Genomic DNA, 19,617 nt, shown 5'->3' on the forward strand with positions numbered 1-19,617 from the left:
TGGAAAAATGGTTTATCGTTCAAGTAAAAGGTGACTGATCTGACCGGCCTGGCACTCCTCCCGGGTCACGGAAGCAAAAGCCTGGATACTGGGATGGCGTAGTGTTCGATGGTGGGTGAGTTCCATGAATTGCACTTTGACACCGATTTGTGGTTCGATCCATGTCGTCTCCGCGCTTCTCTGGGGTAGGTTGTGAAATGGTCTATCCTTCCGAATAAGAGGTTGTACTTCTTCGGTTAGTTTACGCCAGGAGTCCGAGTTCAGTTTACCCGTGCCGACATGACCAATATAGACAAAGTTAGGCCCATCATATACACCGACGGCGATTGCATTGACGATACCACTGCGGTACGTGACCCCGCCAATCATCGCATATAGATCATGGAAAATCTTGACCTTCTGCCAGCGTTGATCCTTGCCGTTGATTCCATAGGTGCTGGAAAGGTCTTTACATACAATTCCCTCCATATGGTGCTGTCTCATAACCGTGAGCAGGGCGTCGGGATCTGACATGTTGGTCACCTCCTGAACATGGGGAGCAGGATTCAGAACTTGATGCAGAAGACGTTGACGTTCTGAAAGAGGTTGATCTGTGACCCATACCCCATCGCAAAAAAGAATATCAAACACCATATAAGTGACCGGAATCTGGTGTACAGCTTGGGCAATGCCATCCGGTCTGCTCATGCGATCTCGCCGCAGCACGTGATAAAAGGACGGTTTTCCCGTATCCGGATCAAGGGCAATAATCTCTCCATCCAAAATATAAGAAGGAACGGAGCACAGATTCCGTGGCTGGACCAACTCAGGATATTGTGCAGTTCGGTTGTGCAATCTGCGATTAATCAACTGAATTCCCTGTCCGTCCTCGTAAGCAAGCATACGAACCCCATCCCATTTGATTTGGGCAATCCAGTTTGGCCCGGTAGGGATTACATCTCGGGATACAGGTTCAAAAGGAACCAGGGGATTGAACATGTGCTTAAAACTCCTTTCCTCTTTCAAATCTGCCTCAGCTTGATCTCCCAAGGTTGAGTGGTACAGGTTTAACCCTTACGCAGCCGTGTCTTTAGTTTATGTACCATAATGAGCAGCAAAGGAATTCCGATGCCACAGGTCAGGTCCCAATCAATCCAATATGGAATAACAACCTTTAGATAGAAATTCTCGTTGGGAGCTAGAACGATGGAAATGGCTAGAATGAGCAGTGCACCCGGCAAAATGAGCGGACGATAGCTGGACAATTTGAAGAGGTGAGTGATTCCCAGTACAAAGCTATAAAAGAACAGAATGCTCTTGAAAAAGACAGCAATAATCCAGACGGAGGCCATAAAGGCCTCGATTCGCTGCAAAAAGTTGCCTATATTGATTTTCAGCGACAGATTAAATGCTGCAAACCAATGGTGTTGGGTCATAAAGGGCCCCATGACCAGCAGACAGATGGTTAGCGTTAGGGTAAGCATCAATCCGCCTATCATGGCTGAAAGAAGGATATCTTTTTCCCAATGTGCTTCTTTTTTGGCATAAGGAAAGAGCATAAGAAAGATGCACAATTCACAATAAGGATAGGTAAGCACAGCGACAAAGCCTTTAAAGGGATTTAGAAACCCTTCCGCAAGAATGGGCTTGATGTTGTCCAGATGTGAATGTGGGAACAGACATACAGTCAGAATGAGCAGGAAAACCACAATCAGGGGAAGAAGTACCTCGGCACTCCTGCCGATAGGTTCCAAACCAGAAAGGAGTCCCCAAGCAAGGGTAGAAACAAAGAGCAAATTCACAATCAGAAGTGGGGATTCAGGCAGGATCTGTGTCGTCATGAAGTCCCCAATTTCTCTTATGAACGTGGACGTACACATCAGAAAGTAGAATAAATAAAAACAGCTGAATAAGGCCCCAATCCAGGGTCCCAAAGTATGTAGTACATGTTGAATCAAATTCATCTGAGGCTGCAGTTTGTATACAACGAGCATAATGGACAACACTCCCATACCTCCAGCAACACCCACTAATGCGGATAACCATGCATCCTGATGCGCATATGAGGTGATCATAGAGGGGAAGACGATAATCTGTTCACCAATTGTGCACAAGAACATCAGGGAGCCCAGTTGTCTTACGGTTATACGCCCCTTCTCAATCATGTGGGATCTCCTTCGCATGTCGATCTAGATATTTGGTTAGGATGCACCAATTACACCAATTTTATTAGGCAATGGATAAAGACATATATCAATATAAAAAAAGAAAGCAAAAAAGCCCGGACAACTTATTTCCCCATATGGAGCGAGAAAATTTGTGTCCAGGCTAATCAGTATACTCAACTTACCGCATAACATTCTCGTCACGAATTTCCCGTGTTAGCTTGTTGTAGTCAAGCGAATGCGAATATTCTGTGGGTCTACAGTAAACCAGTCCGTACCTTGCTGTTCAATAGACGCGTTCGATTGACGCAGTTGTTCTACAGCTTGTTCCAATGGTTCTTTTCCGTCATAAATGATGGTGAAGTAGTCAATTCCCGTCGCATTGTCCGGATTCACTGGCGCACCTGCACCAGCCCAAATGTTCAGGCCGATGTGATGGTGATAACCACCTGCGGACACAAACAGGGCGGACATGTTGGCGAAATTGCCAACGATATCAAAACCAAGCACTCCCGTATAGAAACGACGTGACTCTTCCAGACTGCGTACATGGAAATGAACATGACCAATGACCGTTCCGGCTGGCAGGCCTTGCCACGGCTCGTTTGCGGCCAGAGCGAACAGGCTGTCTACATCAACAGGATCACTTGACATAATGTAGTTATTATCTGCATCCCGTTTCCAGGTATCGCGGGCACGGTCTGCATAGATTTCGATCCCGTTGTGATCCGGATCGGAAATATAGAATGCTTCACTGACCAGATGATCACCCTGACCAATTTCGATGCCGGATTCAGCCAGATTACGGAGGGCAAGGCCCAGCGATTTACGGTCAGGCAGCAGAATAGCGAAATGATACAGGCCTGAAGTGGAGCGAACAGGCATCGTCACTGCATCGGTTAACTGCTCAAGGCGTAGGAGGGACTGCTTTCCATCGGCTGTCAACGTAGCGACTTTTTCACTGCGTTCAAGCAGTTTGAGCCCGACCACCTCGGTGTAAAATTGAATGGATCGCTCCAAATTGCTGATTCGCAGACTTACTTCACCCAGATGGGTTGTAGCAGGAATCTGATAAGTAGTAGTCATAATGATTTCCTCCTGAAAACAAGTTTAGTTGGTTTGTTAAGGTGCTGTCCTCGGCAATGTATTCGGGCTATTGTAAGGTCTGGCTCATGTAGATATGAGGCTCATCTGTACAATTTTAAATAAGTTACTTTTCATAAGTTAATATAAAATATAAACCAACTTTCGTCAATTGTATTTTCGATTTATAAATACAAAACAAAAATCCGGCTTCAGGGCCGGATCTCCAATGTTGATGTGGACAAACCAATCAATATGCTTCTTGCCGCTTACGCCTTGGGCTTGGGAGCAGCTTTCTTTCTTTTGGCAGGAGCAGGAGTATCCGTTTCTCCTCCAGCCGTCGCTTGTGCCGAGGTTTTCTTGGGAGTCCGTTTTTTGGGTTTGGCTGTGGTGGTTCCAGGGTCGGAAGGTATGGGCTTCACAGCTTCTATACTTGCTTGCAGCGCTGCCATCAAATCCATGACATTGGCTTCCGGTTTGGCTGGAGCGATCTTAATTTCTTCACCTGCCACTTTGTGATTGATCAGTTCCAGAAGTTTGGCGCGGTAGTCGTCTGTATATTTACCAGGTTCAAAAGGAGTAGATAACTGATCAATCAGCAGTTTTGCCATGGTCAATTCCTTCTCATTCACGTTCAGAACCTCGGGGCGGTTGGGAACCTGAGAAACGGGACGGATCTCATCCGGATAGAAAATGGTTTCCATGGAGAGGCAATCTTCCAGCACACGAATCGCAGCCAAACTGCTTTTGGAACGAATGGATATTTTGGCGATGCCAATTTTGCCTGTATCTCGCATAGCAGTCATTAACAGTTGATACGCGTTTCCACCCGCCTGATCTGGGGAGAGGTAATACGTTTTTTGAAAATAAATCGGATCAATCTCCGTTAAATCCACGAAGTCCAGAATGGTAATGGTTTTACTGCTGGACTCATTTAACGCCTCAAGCTCGTCCTTCTCGAACAAGACGAATTTGCCTTTCTCATATTCATATCCTTTGGTGATTTCTTCCCATTGAACCTCAACGTCGCAGGAAGGACATTTGCGTACATATGCGAGTGGACTACCGCAGACTTTGTGAATATAACGCATGGAGATGTCTTTGTCTTCGGTAGCCGAAAACATTTTGACAGGAACATGAACCAGACCAAAGCTAATTGCACCTTTCCAGACCGTATGCATAAACGGCTCCTTTCCGAGAACATTTTATGATTAGTATGGGCATTTCACGGGCGGGATAACCGTATTTGCCCGGAACGGTATGCTTCAGAAAGAGTGGGGGATGATAACAGAAACATCCTTAAGATCTGCATATGTAAACGCTGGTTAGAAAGAGGATGATATTAGTTATCAACTATCACGTCAGGAGGTACCCTATGAAGAACAAACGAGATGAAGATGAAGCTCACGCCCATACGTTCTCTCCGTATCCTCGTGCTGAGTCGGAAGGATCTGAGGATTTTCATACGCCTGCAACAGCGGTTAACTGGGAGGCTGTCACTTCAGAAGAGCTGCCGCTGGACCGGGAGTCGTTCATGCTGGATATTGACCGGATGGTGAATGAGGGCCTGGGCGGGGGACAAGTCACGGAAGATAACGGTTATATAGGTGATAGTACAACGGACAGTATGGTTCGGGAATCACATGAAGATCCGGAAGGGGAGTATGAATAATCATGATGGATGTGCAACGCGCCAAAGCTATTTTTGAATCAAAGGATACAATTGCTGTTACGTTGGAGGGAGACCCGGTCTGGATCGAAAATGTGGATGAAGCCAACGGCATGGCAACGGTACAAGTTGGCAGCAGACCGGGGAATACCCAGACCGTCCGTGTAGATCGTTTGGAAGAATAGAAGCAAAAGGACGTGCTGCAGGATGTCCAAGAAAGGCCGGTGCCGTCAGGGGCCGGTTTATTTGTCGTTCGTGTGAATGTTTGGCTTGGCTTCTGTCCTGCTTCTGATCCTTCGATGTTGCGGGGGAAGAATGGGACCGATATAATAAGGTTCAAAGTGAACTCAGGCGGCAGGACCGCCAAAGGTGGGGCGTATATTGAATCAGACGCACGAGCAGTGGGTGTTTCACTCCCATGGCATTGCAGATACAGAAGTACTCGCGTCCGCACTCGCTGAACAGGCAACCGCCGGCATGGTGATTGCACTGGACGGTGATCTGGGCGCGGGCAAAACAGCATTTTCACAGAAGTTTGCCTGGCATTTGGGTGTACGTGATGTGGTCAACAGCCCCACGTTTACACTGATTAAGGAATATGAAGGGCGTCTGCCCTTGTATCACATGGATGTGTATCGCATATCGCTGGAAGAAGCGGACGAGCTTGGCCTGGATGAGTATTTCTATGGAGCCGGAGTCAGTCTGGTGGAATGGTCCAGCATTATTCCCGAATTGCTGCCGCAAGAGCACTTGCATGTACAGATCGAGACGACAGGTCCGGAGGATCGAACGATTACGCTGGATGGGTATGGTGAGACGTATGCTGCCATGTGCCAACAGTTCAGACAGAATGGAGTCAAATGATGATGGAAGATTTACAAAAAAAGCCGCGCCAGCGGTTTTTGGCGTTGGATACGTCGACTGCGGTGATGGCAGCCTCAGTTATGGAAGGTCACGCCCTTCTGGAAGAACGTAATGAACGGGCAGAACGCAACCATTCGGTGCACGTGGTGCCTGTGATGGAGCAGCTGCTGGAAGCCAGCGGCACGCAGCCGGGACAGCTGGACGGCATTGCCGTCGGCATTGGCCCAGGCTCGTACACGGGCATCCGCATTGCGGTGACCGCGGCGAAGACGCTGGCCTGGGCATGGGACATCCCCGTTGCCGGGGTGTCCAGCCTTCAGGCTCTGGCCTGGGGCGGCTGGCACAGCGGCCTCGCCGCCAAGGCCGAAGCTGCGGCAGAGGATGCCGCAGCAGGGGGTGGCGGAACGCCATCCGCGGACCAGGGCGGCACGGGTGCCGCCCCTGTCCACTGGATCGTTCCGCTTGTGGATGCACGGCGCGGTCAAGCCTATACCGCGCTGTTTGCCTCCGCCGGGAGCGCTGCGCCCCGGCGGCTGGAGCCCGATGCCATCCGTCTGGTGGACGGATGGCTGGAAGCCCTCGCCGCCCGCATGGCGGAGGCGGCGCCGGAAGAGCGGCCCGCTGCCGTCTGGATTGTCGGCGAGACGGGCCCGCATGCGGCGGCAGCGGCTGAGCTTCGCTGCCCCGCAGGAACGGCGCTCCAGCTCGTACCCTATGAGCTGGAGGGCCGCTGGGTTGGGCGCTTAGGCGCCGAGGCGCTGCTTGCAGGTCAGCGAGATGACGTGCATGCATTGGTGCCCAACTATACCCAGCTGGCTGAAGCGGAAGCCAACCTGCTGCGCAAAGGCTAAAAGAGGTTGTTCAAAAAGTCCGCTTTTGATTACGAAGGATGCCTAGTGGCATCATCAGCATCGAATATGGAATTCTGCCGAAATGTCCGTTGCTCACGTAGTTTTCCCTACGCTCCGCTACTCCATTTCTAGCTGCATCCCATCTTCTCGGTACTGAAAACCGGTCTTTTTGAACACGTACTAAAGGGGGAGGGGAAGCAGATGGACAACGTGGAGAAAGAAGAGCAGGAAGCAGCGCTTCAGTTCAGGTTCATGACTCTGGATGATATTCCAGATGTAATGATTATTGAACATGAAGCCTTCACCCTGCCTTGGACGGAAGAAGCGTTTCAGAATGAATTGACACACAATCATTTTGCGAAATATATGGTTATGGAATTGGAAGGTACAGCGATTGGCTATGCCGGCATGTGGACGATCATGGATGAAGCCCACATTACCAATATTGCTGTCCGTGAAGCTTATCGTGGGCGTAAGCTCGGCGAGCAGCTGCTGGACGAATTGATGAGAACAGCGTCTTATCTCGGGATGGAGCGCATGACGTTGGAAGTCAGAGTTTCGAATCGGATTGCCCAGAGCTTGTATCAGAAAAAAGGGTTTGAATCGGCGGGTCTTCGCAAAGGGTATTACTCCGACAATGGGGAGGATGCGATGATTATGTGGGCGAATTTGCCGCCCGCAGACCGAAGCGGCGAAGAGGAAGGAAGCGTAACGGATTCATGAAGGATTTCAATGAAAAGCTAAGTTCTGCACCATCTTATATATTGGCCGTGGAGACAAGCTGTGATGAAACATCCGTAGCAGTTGTCAAGGATGGACGGGAAGTGCTGTCCAATCTGATCTCCAGCCAGATCGAGACACATAAGGCATTTGGCGGGGTTGTGCCTGAAGTAGCTTCACGTAAACACGTTGAAGTCATTACATTGATGTTGGAACAGGCTATTGAGCAATCCGGCATCCGTCCGCAAGATCTGAGTGCGATCGCTGTGACGCAAGGGCCTGGATTGGTTGGTGCATTGCTGGTCGGCATCGTGGCAGCGAAAACGATGGCCATGGCACTTGGCAAGCCGCTCATTGGCACACATCATATTGCGGGACATATCTATGCCAACAGACTTACTCATGAGCTGCAATATCCAGCGATGGCACTGGTAGTTTCGGGTGGTCATACCGAGCTTGTGCATATGGAATCCGAAGGCAAGTTCAAACTGATCGGACGTACGCGTGACGATGCGGTAGGCGAGGCTTATGACAAAGTGGCACGTGCACTGGGTTGTCCCTATCCGGGAGGACCGCATGTGGACCGGATGGCTGCTGATGCAGAGCAGGCGGTACCTTTGCCGCGCGTCTGGCTTGAAGCGGATTCGTATGATTTCAGCCTTAGCGGCCTGAAGTCTGCTGTCCTGAATGTGTTGAATCAAGCCAAAATGCGGGGAGAAACGCTTGAACCATCTGCTGTGGCAAGGGGCTTTCAGGAAGCTGTTGTTGAAGTGCTGGTAGAGAAAGCGGTAAGGGCTGTTCGTGAGTATGGATCACGTCAATTGCTGTTATGCGGTGGTGTTGCCGCAAACCGGGGATTGCGTTCAGCTTTGCAGGAGCGTTGTGCGAAGGAAGGGCTCGAATTGCTGATCCCACCGATGGAGTATTGCACCGACAATGCAGCGATGATTGGAGCTGCGGCGTATTTAAAATGGCAGCGGGGAGAAATCTCGGAATTCGATGCCAAAGCAGATCCTGGACTTTCGCTTGAGGCATGGTCTGTTCAATCGGTATAGATTGATTCATGTATATGAAGACTTGACAGCCTCATGTGAAGACTGTATATTAATTACAAATTAAAACAGGAATTAGATATGTTCAACTAAACATTTACACGATAGCGGAGAGGACAGAAATAACCTGGAGAAGCGAAGCGTTCGCCTTTATCACCGGATTTTCCCTTTTAGAGGAGGGAATCAAAGAAATCTGGGGATAACAGCGATTGGAAGGTTGTTCTGTCATCGGAGTGCCAGTGTAAATATTCATTAGTTGACTTATATGGATTCCTGAATGAAAACGCAATGAACAGGAACAGTAGGGTAATTCCCGGTCATAGAGAGCTGCGGGGTGGTGCAACGCAGTCGAAGGAAACCTGAAACTCACCTGGAAGCGGAACGATGGAACACGGTAACTCCCCGGGAGAAGCCGAAGGCCGATGATGGCCCAAAGTACATGGTTACGGGTTGCCTCCGTGAAAGGGCCGTTGTTGATGGAATACGGATGACATATCGGTAGAAAATCAACAATAACTGAGGGGGCTTTTGTCACTTTGGGCAATGATAACGGTATGGACGCATACAGGATCAGCTCGAAGGAATGAAAGTCAACAAGAGTGGTACCGCGAAGGTGAACAGCCTGTCGTCTCTTGCAATATTGCAGGAGATGGCAGGCTTTTTTGATTTTCAAAATGGTGATGGATTCAGGATCACATATCATAAATGTAATGAACGGGAGCAGTAAAACGATAAAGCGCACAGAGAGCTGCGGGGTGGTGCGACGCAGTGGCTGGAATCGTTCGAATCTCGCCCGGGAACGGAGTTGTGGAAGCATGGAGACCGATGTCTCACCCCATTGTCCTTGCGGACGAAAGGGCATGTGTACACAGCAACGGCTAACCCCCGTTACAGGGTGTTTCTCCGGCTGTCAGTTGTACGTGTTACATGTACGCAGAGACAACTGATATGCCCGGAGACGACGAGGTGGATGGTGCCTGGCGCAAGCCTGGACCATCAAGCAAGAGTGGTACCGCGGAGGGATAATAACCCGCCGTCTCTTAGATGAGATGGCGGGTTATTTGTGTTTGCTGCCGGCAGCAGGGTGGGCGATGGGAATCTATAATCACGGTTAAAAGAAATACGCATGGTGTGCAAGTCGACGTGCACACTGGCATGGATTGCGAAATGAATAAACATAGAAAACGGGAATTGAACGCCTCGTTCCGATCCCCAATAACGAATAATCATTCAAAATTTGATGGAGGTTGATGGATATGACAACGAGCAATAACAAACGCATGATAGAGATTTTTGATACAACACTGCGTGATGGAGAACAAGCACCGGGAGCGAGTCTGCAGCCTGAGCAAAAAATTGAACTGGCACATCAGTTGGCTTCTCTGGGTATTGACGTCATCGAGCCTGGATTCCCGATCTCAAGTCCAGGTGAGTTCGCGGCGGTTCAGGCGATTTCCAGACAACTGCAAAATGTGGAGATTTGCGGATTTGCGCGTGCGGTCAAAGGGGATATAGATGCAGCCGTTCGAGCAACGGCTGACGCAGCACGCCGCCGAATTCACCTGTTTATCTCCTCTTCGGACATTCATATTGAGCATCAACTGCGCCGTCCGCGCAGTGAAGTGGTGGCTACCGCGCGGGAGATGGTCTCCTATGCACGTCAGTTCACGGATATTGTGGAATTCACCGCCATGGATGCGGCTCGTACGAAGATGGATGATCTGATCGAGATGGTTGAAGTGGCCATTGAAGCGGGAGCAAGTATTATCAATTTGCCAGATACCGTCGGGTACGCACTGCCGCATGAATATGGAGAGATGTTCCGTCAAGTACGTGAGGGTGCAAGGGGCGGAGACAAGGTTCGCTACAGCGCACACTGTCATAATGACTTGGGGCTTGCGGTTGCTAACAGTCTGGCTGCCATTGCCAACGGTGCTTCCCAGATTGAAGTAACCATTAACGGTGTGGGAGAACGGACGGGCAACTGTGCACTGGAGGAGCTGATTATGGCTCTGGAGACACGGGGAGACGTGATTGGCGCAACGACCAATATCAGACTGAACCAGATGTATGAGACATCCCGTCAGATTAGCCGTGCCATGCATTTCCCGATTGCCTACAACAAACCGGTGGTGGGACGCAATGCTTTCCAACATGAGTCTGGTATACATCAGGATGGTCTGCTCAAGAACCGGAGTACTTATGAGATTATGGACCCGGAAGCGCTGGGGATCCCACGCAGCATGATTATTCTGGGCAAACATTCGGGTCGTCACGCTTTGAAAGATCGGGTTCGTAAATATGGTTTTGAACCGGATGAACAGCAAATGGAACAACTGTATGAGGTATTTAAAGAAACGGCCGATCAACAGAAAGTGGTAAGTGATGACCAGTTGTTGCAGATGGTTAGTCAGACCATGAATATTCCCGCTCAGGATTATGAGCTGATTGAATTACAGGTAACAGCAGGCAGCATGACCGATCGAATGGCAGCCGTTCGTATTCGTACGAGCGCAGGGGAACATTCCTATTCTGCGGTTGGTGGTGGTCCGGTAGATGCAACCATTCGTGCGATTGGCCAAAGTATTTCGGACGATATTACGTTTGTGGATATGGAGATGCACGCCTTAAGCGGAGGAGAGGCTGCGAGTGCAGAAGCTGCAGTTACCGTGGAACGGGCAGGACGTGAATTCAGAGGGACAGCCACTCACAACGATATTGTCATGGCTGCTGGTCTGGCGTATGTCGCAGCTTGTAATGCTGCCGGATTGAAGGCAGAGTCTTTCGATAGTGATGAACCTGTGCACGCATAATAGTACTTCAGCAAATCACATAAATTTGTGATCACAAGCAGACCAAAGGCAGGCCTTGAATACAGAGGTCTGCTTTTGTCCTTTTATAGGAGATAAAAAGGGAATGGATGATTACGTTTGTCAAGATGTGAGTATAGTTATCCACATATCCAGTGCAAATTGTGGGTAACTGCACCAAAGTCAAACCAGTAATGTTTTCGAAAATAAAAAGCATTAGGGGATAGAATGTCTCCTATATATCCACAAAGTTGTGGATAATGTGTATAACTCGGTGGATAAATATGGTTTTTGTGCAAAATAGACTATTCTACCGCCGTATAATTAAATAGAGAGGGTTGCTTGCTAGCTTGCCCTTTTGTGGATAAATATGAGGCTGCCGAGCGGAAAAATATTTTTCGGATTTCGAGTGGATTTGACAAATATGAAAACACCCTTGTCAAATCTCTCCCATTATAATCAACAAAAAAAGCTGACCCCATCTAGGAATCAGCTTTTACTGTTGTTGTTTGTTCGGCATAGGAGGGCAGTATGGATTAGACCGAAAAGGTCATCTCATCTCCTCTGCTATTCCAGAGCTAATTCTTCCCACTCTTCGTACGCTTTGGCTAGTTGAAGCTTGTGATTCTCCGCTGACTCTTGGAGTTCTTGCAGCTTCATATAATCCTGATATATTTCAGGCAGAGCCATCTGTGCCTCAAGCTCCGTAATCTCCGTTTCCAGCTTCGCAATCTGCTGTTCCAGAGCCTCCTGCTTGCGCTGTCGATTGCGTTCTTCCCGCTTGGCCTGCTTGTCCGCTTCGAATGAGGCAGCTCCGGATTTTTCGGTTGCAGATAGGCCTGGGTCAGACTTGGCCGAGTTTTTGGAAGAGGCCAGGCGTGCTTCAGCAGCTTCGCGCGCGATGTCCTCAAGCTCTTGTTTCTTCTCTACATAATCATCATAGTTGCCGAGGTAATGCTCTGTCCCGCCGGGGTGCAGTTCAACAATACGCTCAGCCATTTTGTTAAGGAAATACCGGTCATGGGAGATGAACAGCAATGTGCCTTCATAGTCCATCAGCGCCGCTTCAAGCACTTCTTTGGCGAACAGGTCGAGATGGTTGGTAGGCTCATCCAGAATGAGCATGTTGGCTTCCTTGAGCATGAGCTTGGAGAGGGAGACACGAGCTTTTTCTCCACCGCTGAGCGATGAGATTTTTTTGAGTACATCGTCCCCACTGAACAGAAAGTTGCCCAGCACCGTACGAATCCGTGCTTCCTCCATGCCTGGATAGGCACTCCACAGCTCTTCCAATACAGTATTAGAAGGGTTAAGTCCCGTCTGCTCCTGATCATAATAGCCGATCTGCACCTTGGTTCCCCATTGGATCTCACCGCTTACAGGGCGTAAACTTCCAGTGAGGCATTTCAGCATGGTGGATTTTCCGATTCCGTTCGGCCCTATCAAAGCAACCGTTTCCCCACGTCTTAGATCAAAAGAGACATTACGGAACAACGGCGAAGCCTCATCGTAGGCAACCGAAAGCTGATCGACACGGAGCACTTCCTTGCCGGACATGACAGCCGTCTCAAAAGAGAAGTGGGCTTTTTTCAGATCTCCCATTGGTTTGTCGAGCCGATCCATCTTATCGAGTGCTTTGCGGCGGCTCTGCGCCCGTTTGGTCGTTGAAGCACGGACGATATTCTTCTGAACGAACTCCTCCATTTTGGAGATTTCATCCTGTTGTTTCTCATATTGCTTCATCTGGCTTTCATACTCGGCAGCTTTAAGTTCCATGTACCGACTGTAATTGCCCGTATATTTTTTGGAGCGGTGCCGTTCAATCTCCACGATGGTTGTGACAAGCCGGTCAAGAAAATACCGGTCATGGGATACAACGAGCAGGGCACCGGAATAACCTCTCAGGTAATCTTCAAGCCACGTCAAGGTGGCGATGTCGAGATAGTTGGTAGGCTCGTCCAGCATGAGCAGGTCAGGAGCCTGAAGCAAAATGCGAGCAAGCGCAAGGCGTGTCTTTTGCCCACCGCTCAGAGTGGCAATTGGGGTATTTGGCGAAAATTCACCGAATCCCATTCCGTGCAGAATACTGCGAATACGGGTTTCCATCTCATAACCGCCATGATCCTTGAACCAGTCAGAGCGTTTGGCATAACGCTCAAGCAGATCGGCATATTTTTTTTCATCTTCCATCTGAGCCGGGTCGGCAATATCCTGTTCCATTTGACGCAGCTCCGCTTCTGCCTGGGTCAGATGGGCGAACACATTCATCATTTCTTCCCATATGGAGCGATCAGATTGCAGTCCGCTGTTCTGCGCGAGATAACCAAGCGTCGTTTCCTTGGATTTGAAAATCTGTCCGCCATCGTAGGACATTTCCCCAGCCACAATTTTGAGCAAAGTGGATTTCCCTGCACCATTAACACCAACGAGGCCGATGCGCTCGCGTTCTAATATTTGTAAGTTCACGCCGTCCAGGATTGGATCGACACCAAAACGTTTGATAATTCCGGATACTTGCAGCAGCATAAAATTAAGTTCCTCCATGGTCCAGTTCTTGATTTGACAACTACATCCCAGTTTACATGAAATACAGAGCAAATGCACCGATTAGGAGTGCCTGGGGCGTGTAGTCTTTTTGGTCAATCAATGATAAACTGAAAGAAGGCATGTTAATACATGAGGATTTTGCAGAAAATGAATCATTTTAACGATTTCAACACGATGACAACTGTGCATAACATATAAATGGTTTTAATTGAGAGCTAGTTTACCTTCTCATCAACAGGAGGTTATTCAAAGACATGCAGGATCATACGGAATTGAAAAGCCGCCTTCGTTCCAAACTGAGACAGAGCCGGGATCTGATGGATGAAACCATGCGTCAGCAGGTGATGAATGAGATTAATGTGGTGACGAAGCGGGAGCTGGAGCGCCTTAGACAGGACAAATGGAAGCTGGGGAGCAAGCAACTTGTGATATTCAGCTATTTGTCTTATGGAAGCGAAGCATCCACAGCCTTTTTATTTGAAGAGGGCTGGAGGCATGGAGATGTGATGCTCGCACCGAAAGTGCAAGCGAATCCGGCTCGAATGGAATTGCGGCGTGTCGTGGGTGCACAGGATATTCAACCGGGAATATGGGGGATACCTGAACCCAGGGATTCCTGTGAAGTGCTGCAACCTGATCGCTGGCCTGAAATTGACCTTGTCATAGTACCAGGGCTGGGATATGACCTACATGGAGGGCGCATTGGATACGGCGGCGGTTATTATGATCGTTTTGCTGAGACACTTGCATCAAAGTGTACGATGACTGACAAAAGACCACGTATGGCTGCATTTGTATTGCCTGGCCAGCTGCAGGACGAAATTCCGATGGACCCGCTTGATCTGCGGCTTGATCTGTTGATAACAACCGAAGGTATATTACATATCGAATAAAGGGTTGTGATGTGATTGAATTCAGAAGCGAATAACGACCAGGCTTCTAGCAGGAAACTGACTCATTTTAATGAACAGGGACGAGCTCGAATGGTTGATATTTCGGGTAAGGAAAGTACCGTGCGTACAGCTGTGGCGATATCCAAAGTGACGATGAATCCGGCTACGCTTGAAGCGATTCGGGAGGGCCGCATCGGCAAAGGTGACGTTCTGGCTGTGGCTCAGATTGCGGGTATTCAGGGCGCGAAGAAAACATCAGACTGGATTCCGATGTGCCATCCATTGGCATTGACGGGTGTGGATATCCGTTTTCATGACAACGGTGTCGATGAACTGCAGATTGAAGTTACGGTCAAAACCGAAGGGAAGACAGGTGTCGAGATGGAGGCGCTCACGGCGGCGTCGGCTGCGGCACTGACGATCTATGACATGTGTAAAGCCATGCAAAAAGATATGATGATTGGTCCAACCATGCTGAATTCCAAGAGTGGTGGCAAAAACGGCGATTTCAGCCGATAAAGGACATTTATTTTCATAAAGGAGAAGGGTGATCTTTATGGTGTGGAGAACAGCAATCCTGACAGCCAGCGACAAAGGGGCCCGCGGGGAACGTGAGGATACGAGTGCCCAAGTGATCCGGGAGCTTGTGGAAGAAGAACTGGGTGGGGAAATCGTGGAGTACCGCATCGTTCCGGATGAACCCGATGAGATTATCGCGGCTTTGATTGAGATGACAGATTATTTTCACGCTGATTTGGTATTGACCACAGGGGGTACGGAGCTTGCGATTCGTGATATTACTCCCGAAGCGACCCGACGGGTTATTGAACGGGAAGTTCCAGGCATGGCTGAAGCCATGAGATACAGTGTCATGGGCAAGAATCGTTCTGCGATGCTGTTCCGTGGCGTATGCGGCATTCGCGGACGTACATTGATTGTCAACCTGCCAGGTACACCGAAGGGTGTGCATGAGCATTTGGCGGCCATTATGGACCAACTTCCGGAAGCCCTGTTAATGGTTACAGGTCAGTTCAAGCAATAAGTGAGAAATGGCCTTAGCAGCAGGTGTGAAATCAAGCAGGAAAAAAGATTGGGTATCGAGGTCTTTTTGTGAAAAATGTGGGTTATGTAAGTGGTTACATCTATGGTATGATTGACATAATTCTGATAGTAGACAAGACATCTTTTGAGAATGCATAAAGAGTGCGCGATCCAAAAGCTTGAAGCTAGGAGGGATAACAATGGGATTTGGGGGCATTGGAACCACAGGAGTCATTTTGCTGGTCATCGTTGCTTTGCTTTTGTTCGGTCCGAACAAGCTGCCGGAACTGGGACGCGCCGTTGGGCGTACTTTCCGTGAATTCAAGGAAGGGGCCCGCGACATCATCTCGGATGACAATTCATCCAAGCGCAAAGAGCAGGAAAAAGCGAACCCGGTAGTGTCAGAAGCTGTACAGGTAGACAAGCCGGAGGATAAACGCCTGCCGGAATAATTGTGACGGCAATGAATGAGAACTCCCTTCCCGCTGGAAGGGTTTTGTATTTTAAAGCTGGCAACCATGGAGGGCAGGAATGACGCAGCAGAATGAAGAAATGACGCTTACGGAACATTTAAGTGAGCTGCGCAAGCGGCTAATCTATGTGTTAAGCCTTTTTGTGTTGGGTCTGGTAGCAGGCTTTTTTGTAGCAGACCCGGTGTATCGCTACCTGACAAAGGCAGAGACGGCGCAAGGTTTTGTGCTCCATGCCTTCTCGTTCTGGGACGGGATCGGGATCTACATGAAGATTGCCGGTCTGTTCTCATTAATTATTACGCTGCCGTTTACCGTGTATCAGATTTGGAAGTTTGTTAGTCCAGGGCTGCGACCGATGGAGCGGAAAGCTACATTGCGTTATGTTCCTTATGTGCTTTTGTTGTTTCTGTTCGGTCTGGCGTTCTCCTATTATGTTGTGTTCCCGATGGCATTGGCCTTTACAACATCAATTACGGAGAAGATGGGGCTTGTGGAGACGTATGGAATGAAGCAGTACTTTAGCTTTTTGTTTGGCATTGTACTTCCGGTTTCCCTGTTGTTTGAGCTTCCATTAATCATTATGTTCCTGACAGGACTGCGAATATTGAATCCAATTCGACTTCGCAAAATGCGCAGGATGGCTTATTTTGTCCTGATCTTCATTGCGGTTGTGGTTACACCGCCTGACTTTATATCCGATTTTCTCGTAATGATTCCCTTGCTTCTGTTATATGAGATCAGTGTGTTTCTGTCTGGCTTTGTGTATCGCAAACAGCTTGCAGCTGATGCAGAGGCTGAATCCCGTTACATCCGTGCCGAGGATAAGCAGAGTGCAGTATAACAAGAGAGGAATTTCATCCGCTTGTTGAAACTGTAATGATCCTGTATAATGCCCGTCCCGGGATAAGCCGATCGGTTCTTACCCGGGATATGAAGGGCTGTAGAGAGATAGCTTTTACAGCTTATAGTCTGAATGACGGGACAAGTAGGCATATTATGTTCAACAATGGATACAATGGAAAAGGGCTGCCTGAAACGTTGCAGGAGGACCAATGGATTCTGTGGAATAAGTTATATGGTATTTATGACAATTGCTCAGGTAAATCGGGCGTTTTTTGGCTGGGGTGGTGTAAATACAACGTAAAATCTCGCAGGAATTCATGAAAAGGACTTGAAATCATGCTTCAAGTTGAAGTATCATAAAGTTGGTTGTTAGCACTGAACACTGTCGAGTGCTAATACATATGGCTACAACCTACAAAGCAACGTTATATAATTTCAAAAGGAGGCTATTTTTCATGATCAGACCTTTAGGTGAACGCGTATTGGTAGAACCACTGGAGCAAGAGCAAACCACTTCTTTCGGGATCGTACTGCCGGACTCCGCTAAAGAAAAACCGCAAGAGGGTAAAATTATTGCTGTTGGCGCCGGAGTATTGAAAGACGGAGTACGTGTAGCTCTGGAAGTGAAAGAAGGAGATCGCGTTATTTTCTCCAAATATGCCGGTACAGAAATCAAGTTCGAAGGTAAAGAATATTTGATTATGAAAGAAAGCGATATTCACGCGATTCTCGACTAATTCAAATTTAATCGGTTAACCGAACCATATAGCAACACCATTTTACACAATATTCTAGGGAGGTTTTCTTAACATGGCTAAAGACATTAAATTCAGTGAAGACGCTCGTCGTTCCATGCTTCGTGGTGTGGACGCATTGGCTAATGCAGTAAAAGTAACACTCGGTCCTAAAGGCCGTAACGTGGTTCTGGAGAAAAAATTCGGAAGCCCGCTGATCACGAATGACGGTGTAACGATTGCTAAAGAAATCGAACTGGAAGATGCATTCGAGAACATGGGTGCACAACTGGTTAAAGAAGTAGCAACCAAAACCAATGATGTTGCCGGTGACGGTACAACAACTGCAACTGTATTGGCTCAAGCGCTGATCACAGAAGGTTTGAAAAACGTAACTGCAGGCGCAAGCCCAATCGGTATCCGTAAAGGGATCGACAAAGCGGTTAAAGCGGCTGTAGCTGAACTGCAATCCATCTCCAAACCAATTGAAACCAAACAATCCATTGCACAAGTTGCAGCAATCTCTGCAGCTGATGATGAAGTAGGCGAACTGATCGCTGAAGCTATGGAAAAAGTGGGTAAAGACGGCGTTATCACGGTTGAAGAATCCAAAGGATTCGCTACAGAGCTGGAAGTGGTTGAAGGTATGCAATTCGACCGCGGTTACATCTCTCCATACATGATCACAGATACGGACAAAATGGAAGCTGTTTTGGACAACCCGTACATCCTGATCACAGACAAAAAAATCTCCAGCACTCAGGACATTCTGCCATTGCTTGAAAAAATCGTTCAACAAGGCAAACCGCTTGTATTGATCGCTGAAGATATCGAAGGCGAAGCACTGGCGATGCTGGTTGTGAATAAATTGCGTGGTACATTCAACGCTGTAGCTGTTAAAGCTCCTGGCTTTGGTGACCGTCGTAAAGCAATGCTGCAAGATATCGCTGCCCTCACTGGTGGCCAATTGATCACGGAAGAACTGGGTCTGGACCTGAAATCTGCTGTTGTGGAACAACTGGGTACAGCTCGCCAAATCCGTGTAACCAAAGAAAACACAATCATCGTTGACGGTGCTGGTAACAAATCCGATATCGATGCACGTGTAAGCCAAATCCGTACACAACTGGAAGAAACAACTTCCGAGTTCGACAAAGAGAAACTGCAAGAGCGTCTGGCTAAATTGTCCGGCGGCGTAGCAGTAATCAAAGTCGGTGCGGCTACTGAAACAGAATTGAAAGAACGCAAACTGCGCATCGAAGATGCCCTGAACGCAACTCGCGCTGCGGTTGAAGAAGGTATCGTATCCGGTGGTGGTACAGCGCTCATGAACGTATACAACGCGGTTGCAGGTGTAGCTCTGTCTGGTGACGAGCAAACAGGTGTAAACATCGTCCTGCGTGCTTTGGAAGCACCAATCCGCACAATCGCAGCTAACGCTGGCGAAGAAGGTTCCGTAATTGTGGAACGTCTGAAAAAAGAACAAACTGGCGTAGGTTTCAACGCTGCGACTGGCGAGTGGGTTAACATGATCGAAGCAGGTATCGTTGACCCTGCGAAAGTAACACGTTATGCATTGCAAAACGCTGCTTCTGTAGCAGCAATGTTCCTGACTACTGAAGCGGTTATCGCTGACAAACCAGAACCTGCAGGCGCTGCTGGAATGCCTGACATGGGCGGTATGGGTGGAATGGGCGGCATGATGTAATAAAGGTGTAAAAACCTTTGTAATGCCGATAGATGGAAGGCTCCCGGAAGGGAGCCTTTTTTATATATTTAGAGTAGGATGCTTTGAATTATGTTTTAACACTGAATCGATACTTGTTAGCTTACTTCTTCCTATGTACAATGATACATATATGAAATTATATGGAATTTGATTGAGGAGGAAAT

20 protein-coding genes and 1 other annotated feature are annotated in these 19,617 nt (G+C 48.5%); of the genes, 15 read left to right on the top strand and 5 right to left on the bottom strand.

All coding sequences use genetic code 11. The features are described from left to right. Positions 1-12 precede the first annotated feature (12 nt). From P5G61_RS04290 to ku, 4 genes are all read right to left on the bottom strand, one after another. Entirely contained in the window at positions 13-978 is a 966-nt protein-coding gene (locus P5G61_RS04290) for an ATP-dependent DNA ligase (RefSeq protein ID WP_301244824.1), read from the bottom strand. Between the two features lie 68 nt (positions 979-1,046). Beyond that, positions 1,047-2,144 (bottom strand): GerAB/ArcD/ProY family transporter, encoded by a 1,098-nt coding sequence (locus P5G61_RS04295; protein ID WP_301244826.1) that lies wholly within the window; start codon positions 2,142-2,144, stop codon positions 1,047-1,049. A gap of 216 nt (positions 2,145-2,360) precedes the next feature. Beyond that, on the bottom strand, positions 2,361-3,230 hold the full coding sequence (locus tag P5G61_RS04300; protein ID WP_301244828.1) for a VOC family protein: 870 nt from the start codon (positions 3,228-3,230) through the stop codon (positions 2,361-2,363). 266 nt (positions 3,231-3,496) lie between these two features. After that, positions 3,497-4,408, bottom strand: coding sequence for a non-homologous end joining protein Ku (ku, locus tag P5G61_RS04305; protein ID WP_301244830.1), 912 nt, complete (start codon positions 4,406-4,408; stop codon positions 3,497-3,499). Between the two features lie 194 nt (positions 4,409-4,602). Here ku and P5G61_RS04310 point away from each other — a divergent pair, with 194 nt between their 5' ends. The 8 genes from P5G61_RS04310 (at position 4,603) to P5G61_RS04340 (ending at position 11,196) form a co-directional block, all read left to right on the top strand. Then, positions 4,603-4,899: a hypothetical protein gene (locus tag P5G61_RS04310; protein WP_079350913.1), complete on the top strand. Its 297-nt coding sequence runs from the start codon at positions 4,603-4,605 to the stop codon at positions 4,897-4,899. A gap of 5 nt (positions 4,900-4,904) precedes the next feature. Beyond that, a complete protein-coding gene (locus tag P5G61_RS04315; protein ID WP_024632867.1) occupies positions 4,905-5,081 on the top strand; it encodes an H-type small acid-soluble spore protein in 177 nt (58 codons plus the stop codon). A 196-nt stretch (positions 5,082-5,277) separates the two neighbouring features. Beyond that, positions 5,278-5,760 carry a tRNA (adenosine(37)-N6)-threonylcarbamoyltransferase complex ATPase subunit type 1 TsaE gene (gene tsaE / locus P5G61_RS04320; protein WP_301244832.1) on the top strand — a complete coding sequence of 161 codons (483 nt, stop codon included), beginning with the start codon at positions 5,278-5,280 and terminating at the stop codon, positions 5,758-5,760. A 2-nt stretch (positions 5,761-5,762) separates the two neighbouring features. Next, on the top strand, positions 5,763-6,611 hold the full coding sequence (gene tsaB, locus P5G61_RS04325) for a tRNA (adenosine(37)-N6)-threonylcarbamoyltransferase complex dimerization subunit type 1 TsaB (RefSeq protein WP_301245242.1): 849 nt from the start codon (positions 5,763-5,765) through the stop codon (positions 6,609-6,611). Positions 6,612-6,812: 201 nt separating this feature from the next. Continuing rightward, complete coding sequence (gene rimI / locus P5G61_RS04330; RefSeq protein ID WP_301244834.1) at positions 6,813-7,334, top strand: ribosomal protein S18-alanine N-acetyltransferase; 522 nt, start codon at positions 6,813-6,815, stop codon at positions 7,332-7,334. Continuing rightward, entirely contained in the window at positions 7,331-8,386 is a 1,056-nt protein-coding gene (gene tsaD, locus P5G61_RS04335) for a tRNA (adenosine(37)-N6)-threonylcarbamoyltransferase complex transferase subunit TsaD (protein WP_301244836.1), read from the top strand. The genes rimI and tsaD overlap by 4 nt, the downstream gene beginning before the upstream one ends. A gap of 580 nt (positions 8,387-8,966) precedes the next feature. Beyond that, complete coding sequence (locus P5G61_RS32040) at positions 8,967-9,110, top strand: hypothetical protein (protein WP_435874036.1); 144 nt, start codon at positions 8,967-8,969, stop codon at positions 9,108-9,110. Further along, positions 9,085-9,427, top strand: a binding site (T-box leader). Its footprint overlaps the gene before it by 26 nt. Before the next feature lie 212 nt (positions 9,428-9,639). Continuing rightward, complete coding sequence (locus P5G61_RS04340) at positions 9,640-11,196, top strand: 2-isopropylmalate synthase (RefSeq protein ID WP_301244838.1); 1,557 nt, start codon at positions 9,640-9,642, stop codon at positions 11,194-11,196. Positions 11,197-11,760: 564 nt separating this feature from the next. On the opposite strand, the gene P5G61_RS04345 is transcribed toward P5G61_RS04340, so the two are convergent. Then, positions 11,761-13,719, bottom strand: a complete 1,959-nt coding sequence (locus tag P5G61_RS04345) for an ABC-F family ATP-binding cassette domain-containing protein (protein WP_301245244.1) — start codon at positions 13,717-13,719, stop codon at positions 11,761-11,763. A 275-nt stretch (positions 13,720-13,994) separates the two neighbouring features. On the opposite strand from P5G61_RS04345, the gene P5G61_RS04350 reads away from it, so the two are divergent. The 7 genes from P5G61_RS04350 (at position 13,995) to groL (ending at position 19,432) form a co-directional block, all read left to right on the top strand. Continuing rightward, positions 13,995-14,633, top strand: coding sequence for a 5-formyltetrahydrofolate cyclo-ligase (locus tag P5G61_RS04350; RefSeq protein WP_301244840.1), 639 nt, complete (start codon positions 13,995-13,997; stop codon positions 14,631-14,633). A 57-nt stretch (positions 14,634-14,690) separates the two neighbouring features. Further along, positions 14,691-15,152, top strand: coding sequence for a cyclic pyranopterin monophosphate synthase MoaC (gene moaC / locus P5G61_RS04355; RefSeq protein WP_301245246.1), 462 nt, complete (start codon positions 14,691-14,693; stop codon positions 15,150-15,152). A gap of 37 nt (positions 15,153-15,189) precedes the next feature. Continuing rightward, positions 15,190-15,675, top strand: coding sequence for a MogA/MoaB family molybdenum cofactor biosynthesis protein (locus P5G61_RS04360; RefSeq protein WP_024630749.1), 486 nt, complete (start codon positions 15,190-15,192; stop codon positions 15,673-15,675). Positions 15,676-15,874: 199 nt separating this feature from the next. After that, positions 15,875-16,126 carry a twin-arginine translocase TatA/TatE family subunit gene (gene tatA / locus P5G61_RS04365; RefSeq protein WP_024630748.1) on the top strand — a complete coding sequence of 84 codons (252 nt, stop codon included), beginning with the start codon at positions 15,875-15,877 and terminating at the stop codon, positions 16,124-16,126. Positions 16,127-16,205: 79 nt separating this feature from the next. After that, entirely contained in the window at positions 16,206-16,988 is a 783-nt protein-coding gene (gene tatC, locus P5G61_RS04370; RefSeq protein WP_079350907.1) for a twin-arginine translocase subunit TatC, read from the top strand. Positions 16,989-17,445: 457 nt separating this feature from the next. Then, complete coding sequence (gene groES / locus P5G61_RS04375) at positions 17,446-17,727, top strand: co-chaperone GroES (protein ID WP_024630746.1); 282 nt, start codon at positions 17,446-17,448, stop codon at positions 17,725-17,727. Between the two features lie 73 nt (positions 17,728-17,800). Next, positions 17,801-19,432, top strand: coding sequence for a chaperonin GroEL (gene groL / locus P5G61_RS04380; RefSeq protein ID WP_301244847.1), 1,632 nt, complete (start codon positions 17,801-17,803; stop codon positions 19,430-19,432). The last annotated feature ends 185 nt before the right edge of the window (positions 19,433-19,617 follow it).

This window comes from Paenibacillus vandeheii (assembly GCF_030433635.1).
Classification (GTDB): domain Bacteria; phylum Bacillota; class Bacilli; order Paenibacillales; family Paenibacillaceae; genus Paenibacillus; species Paenibacillus vandeheii.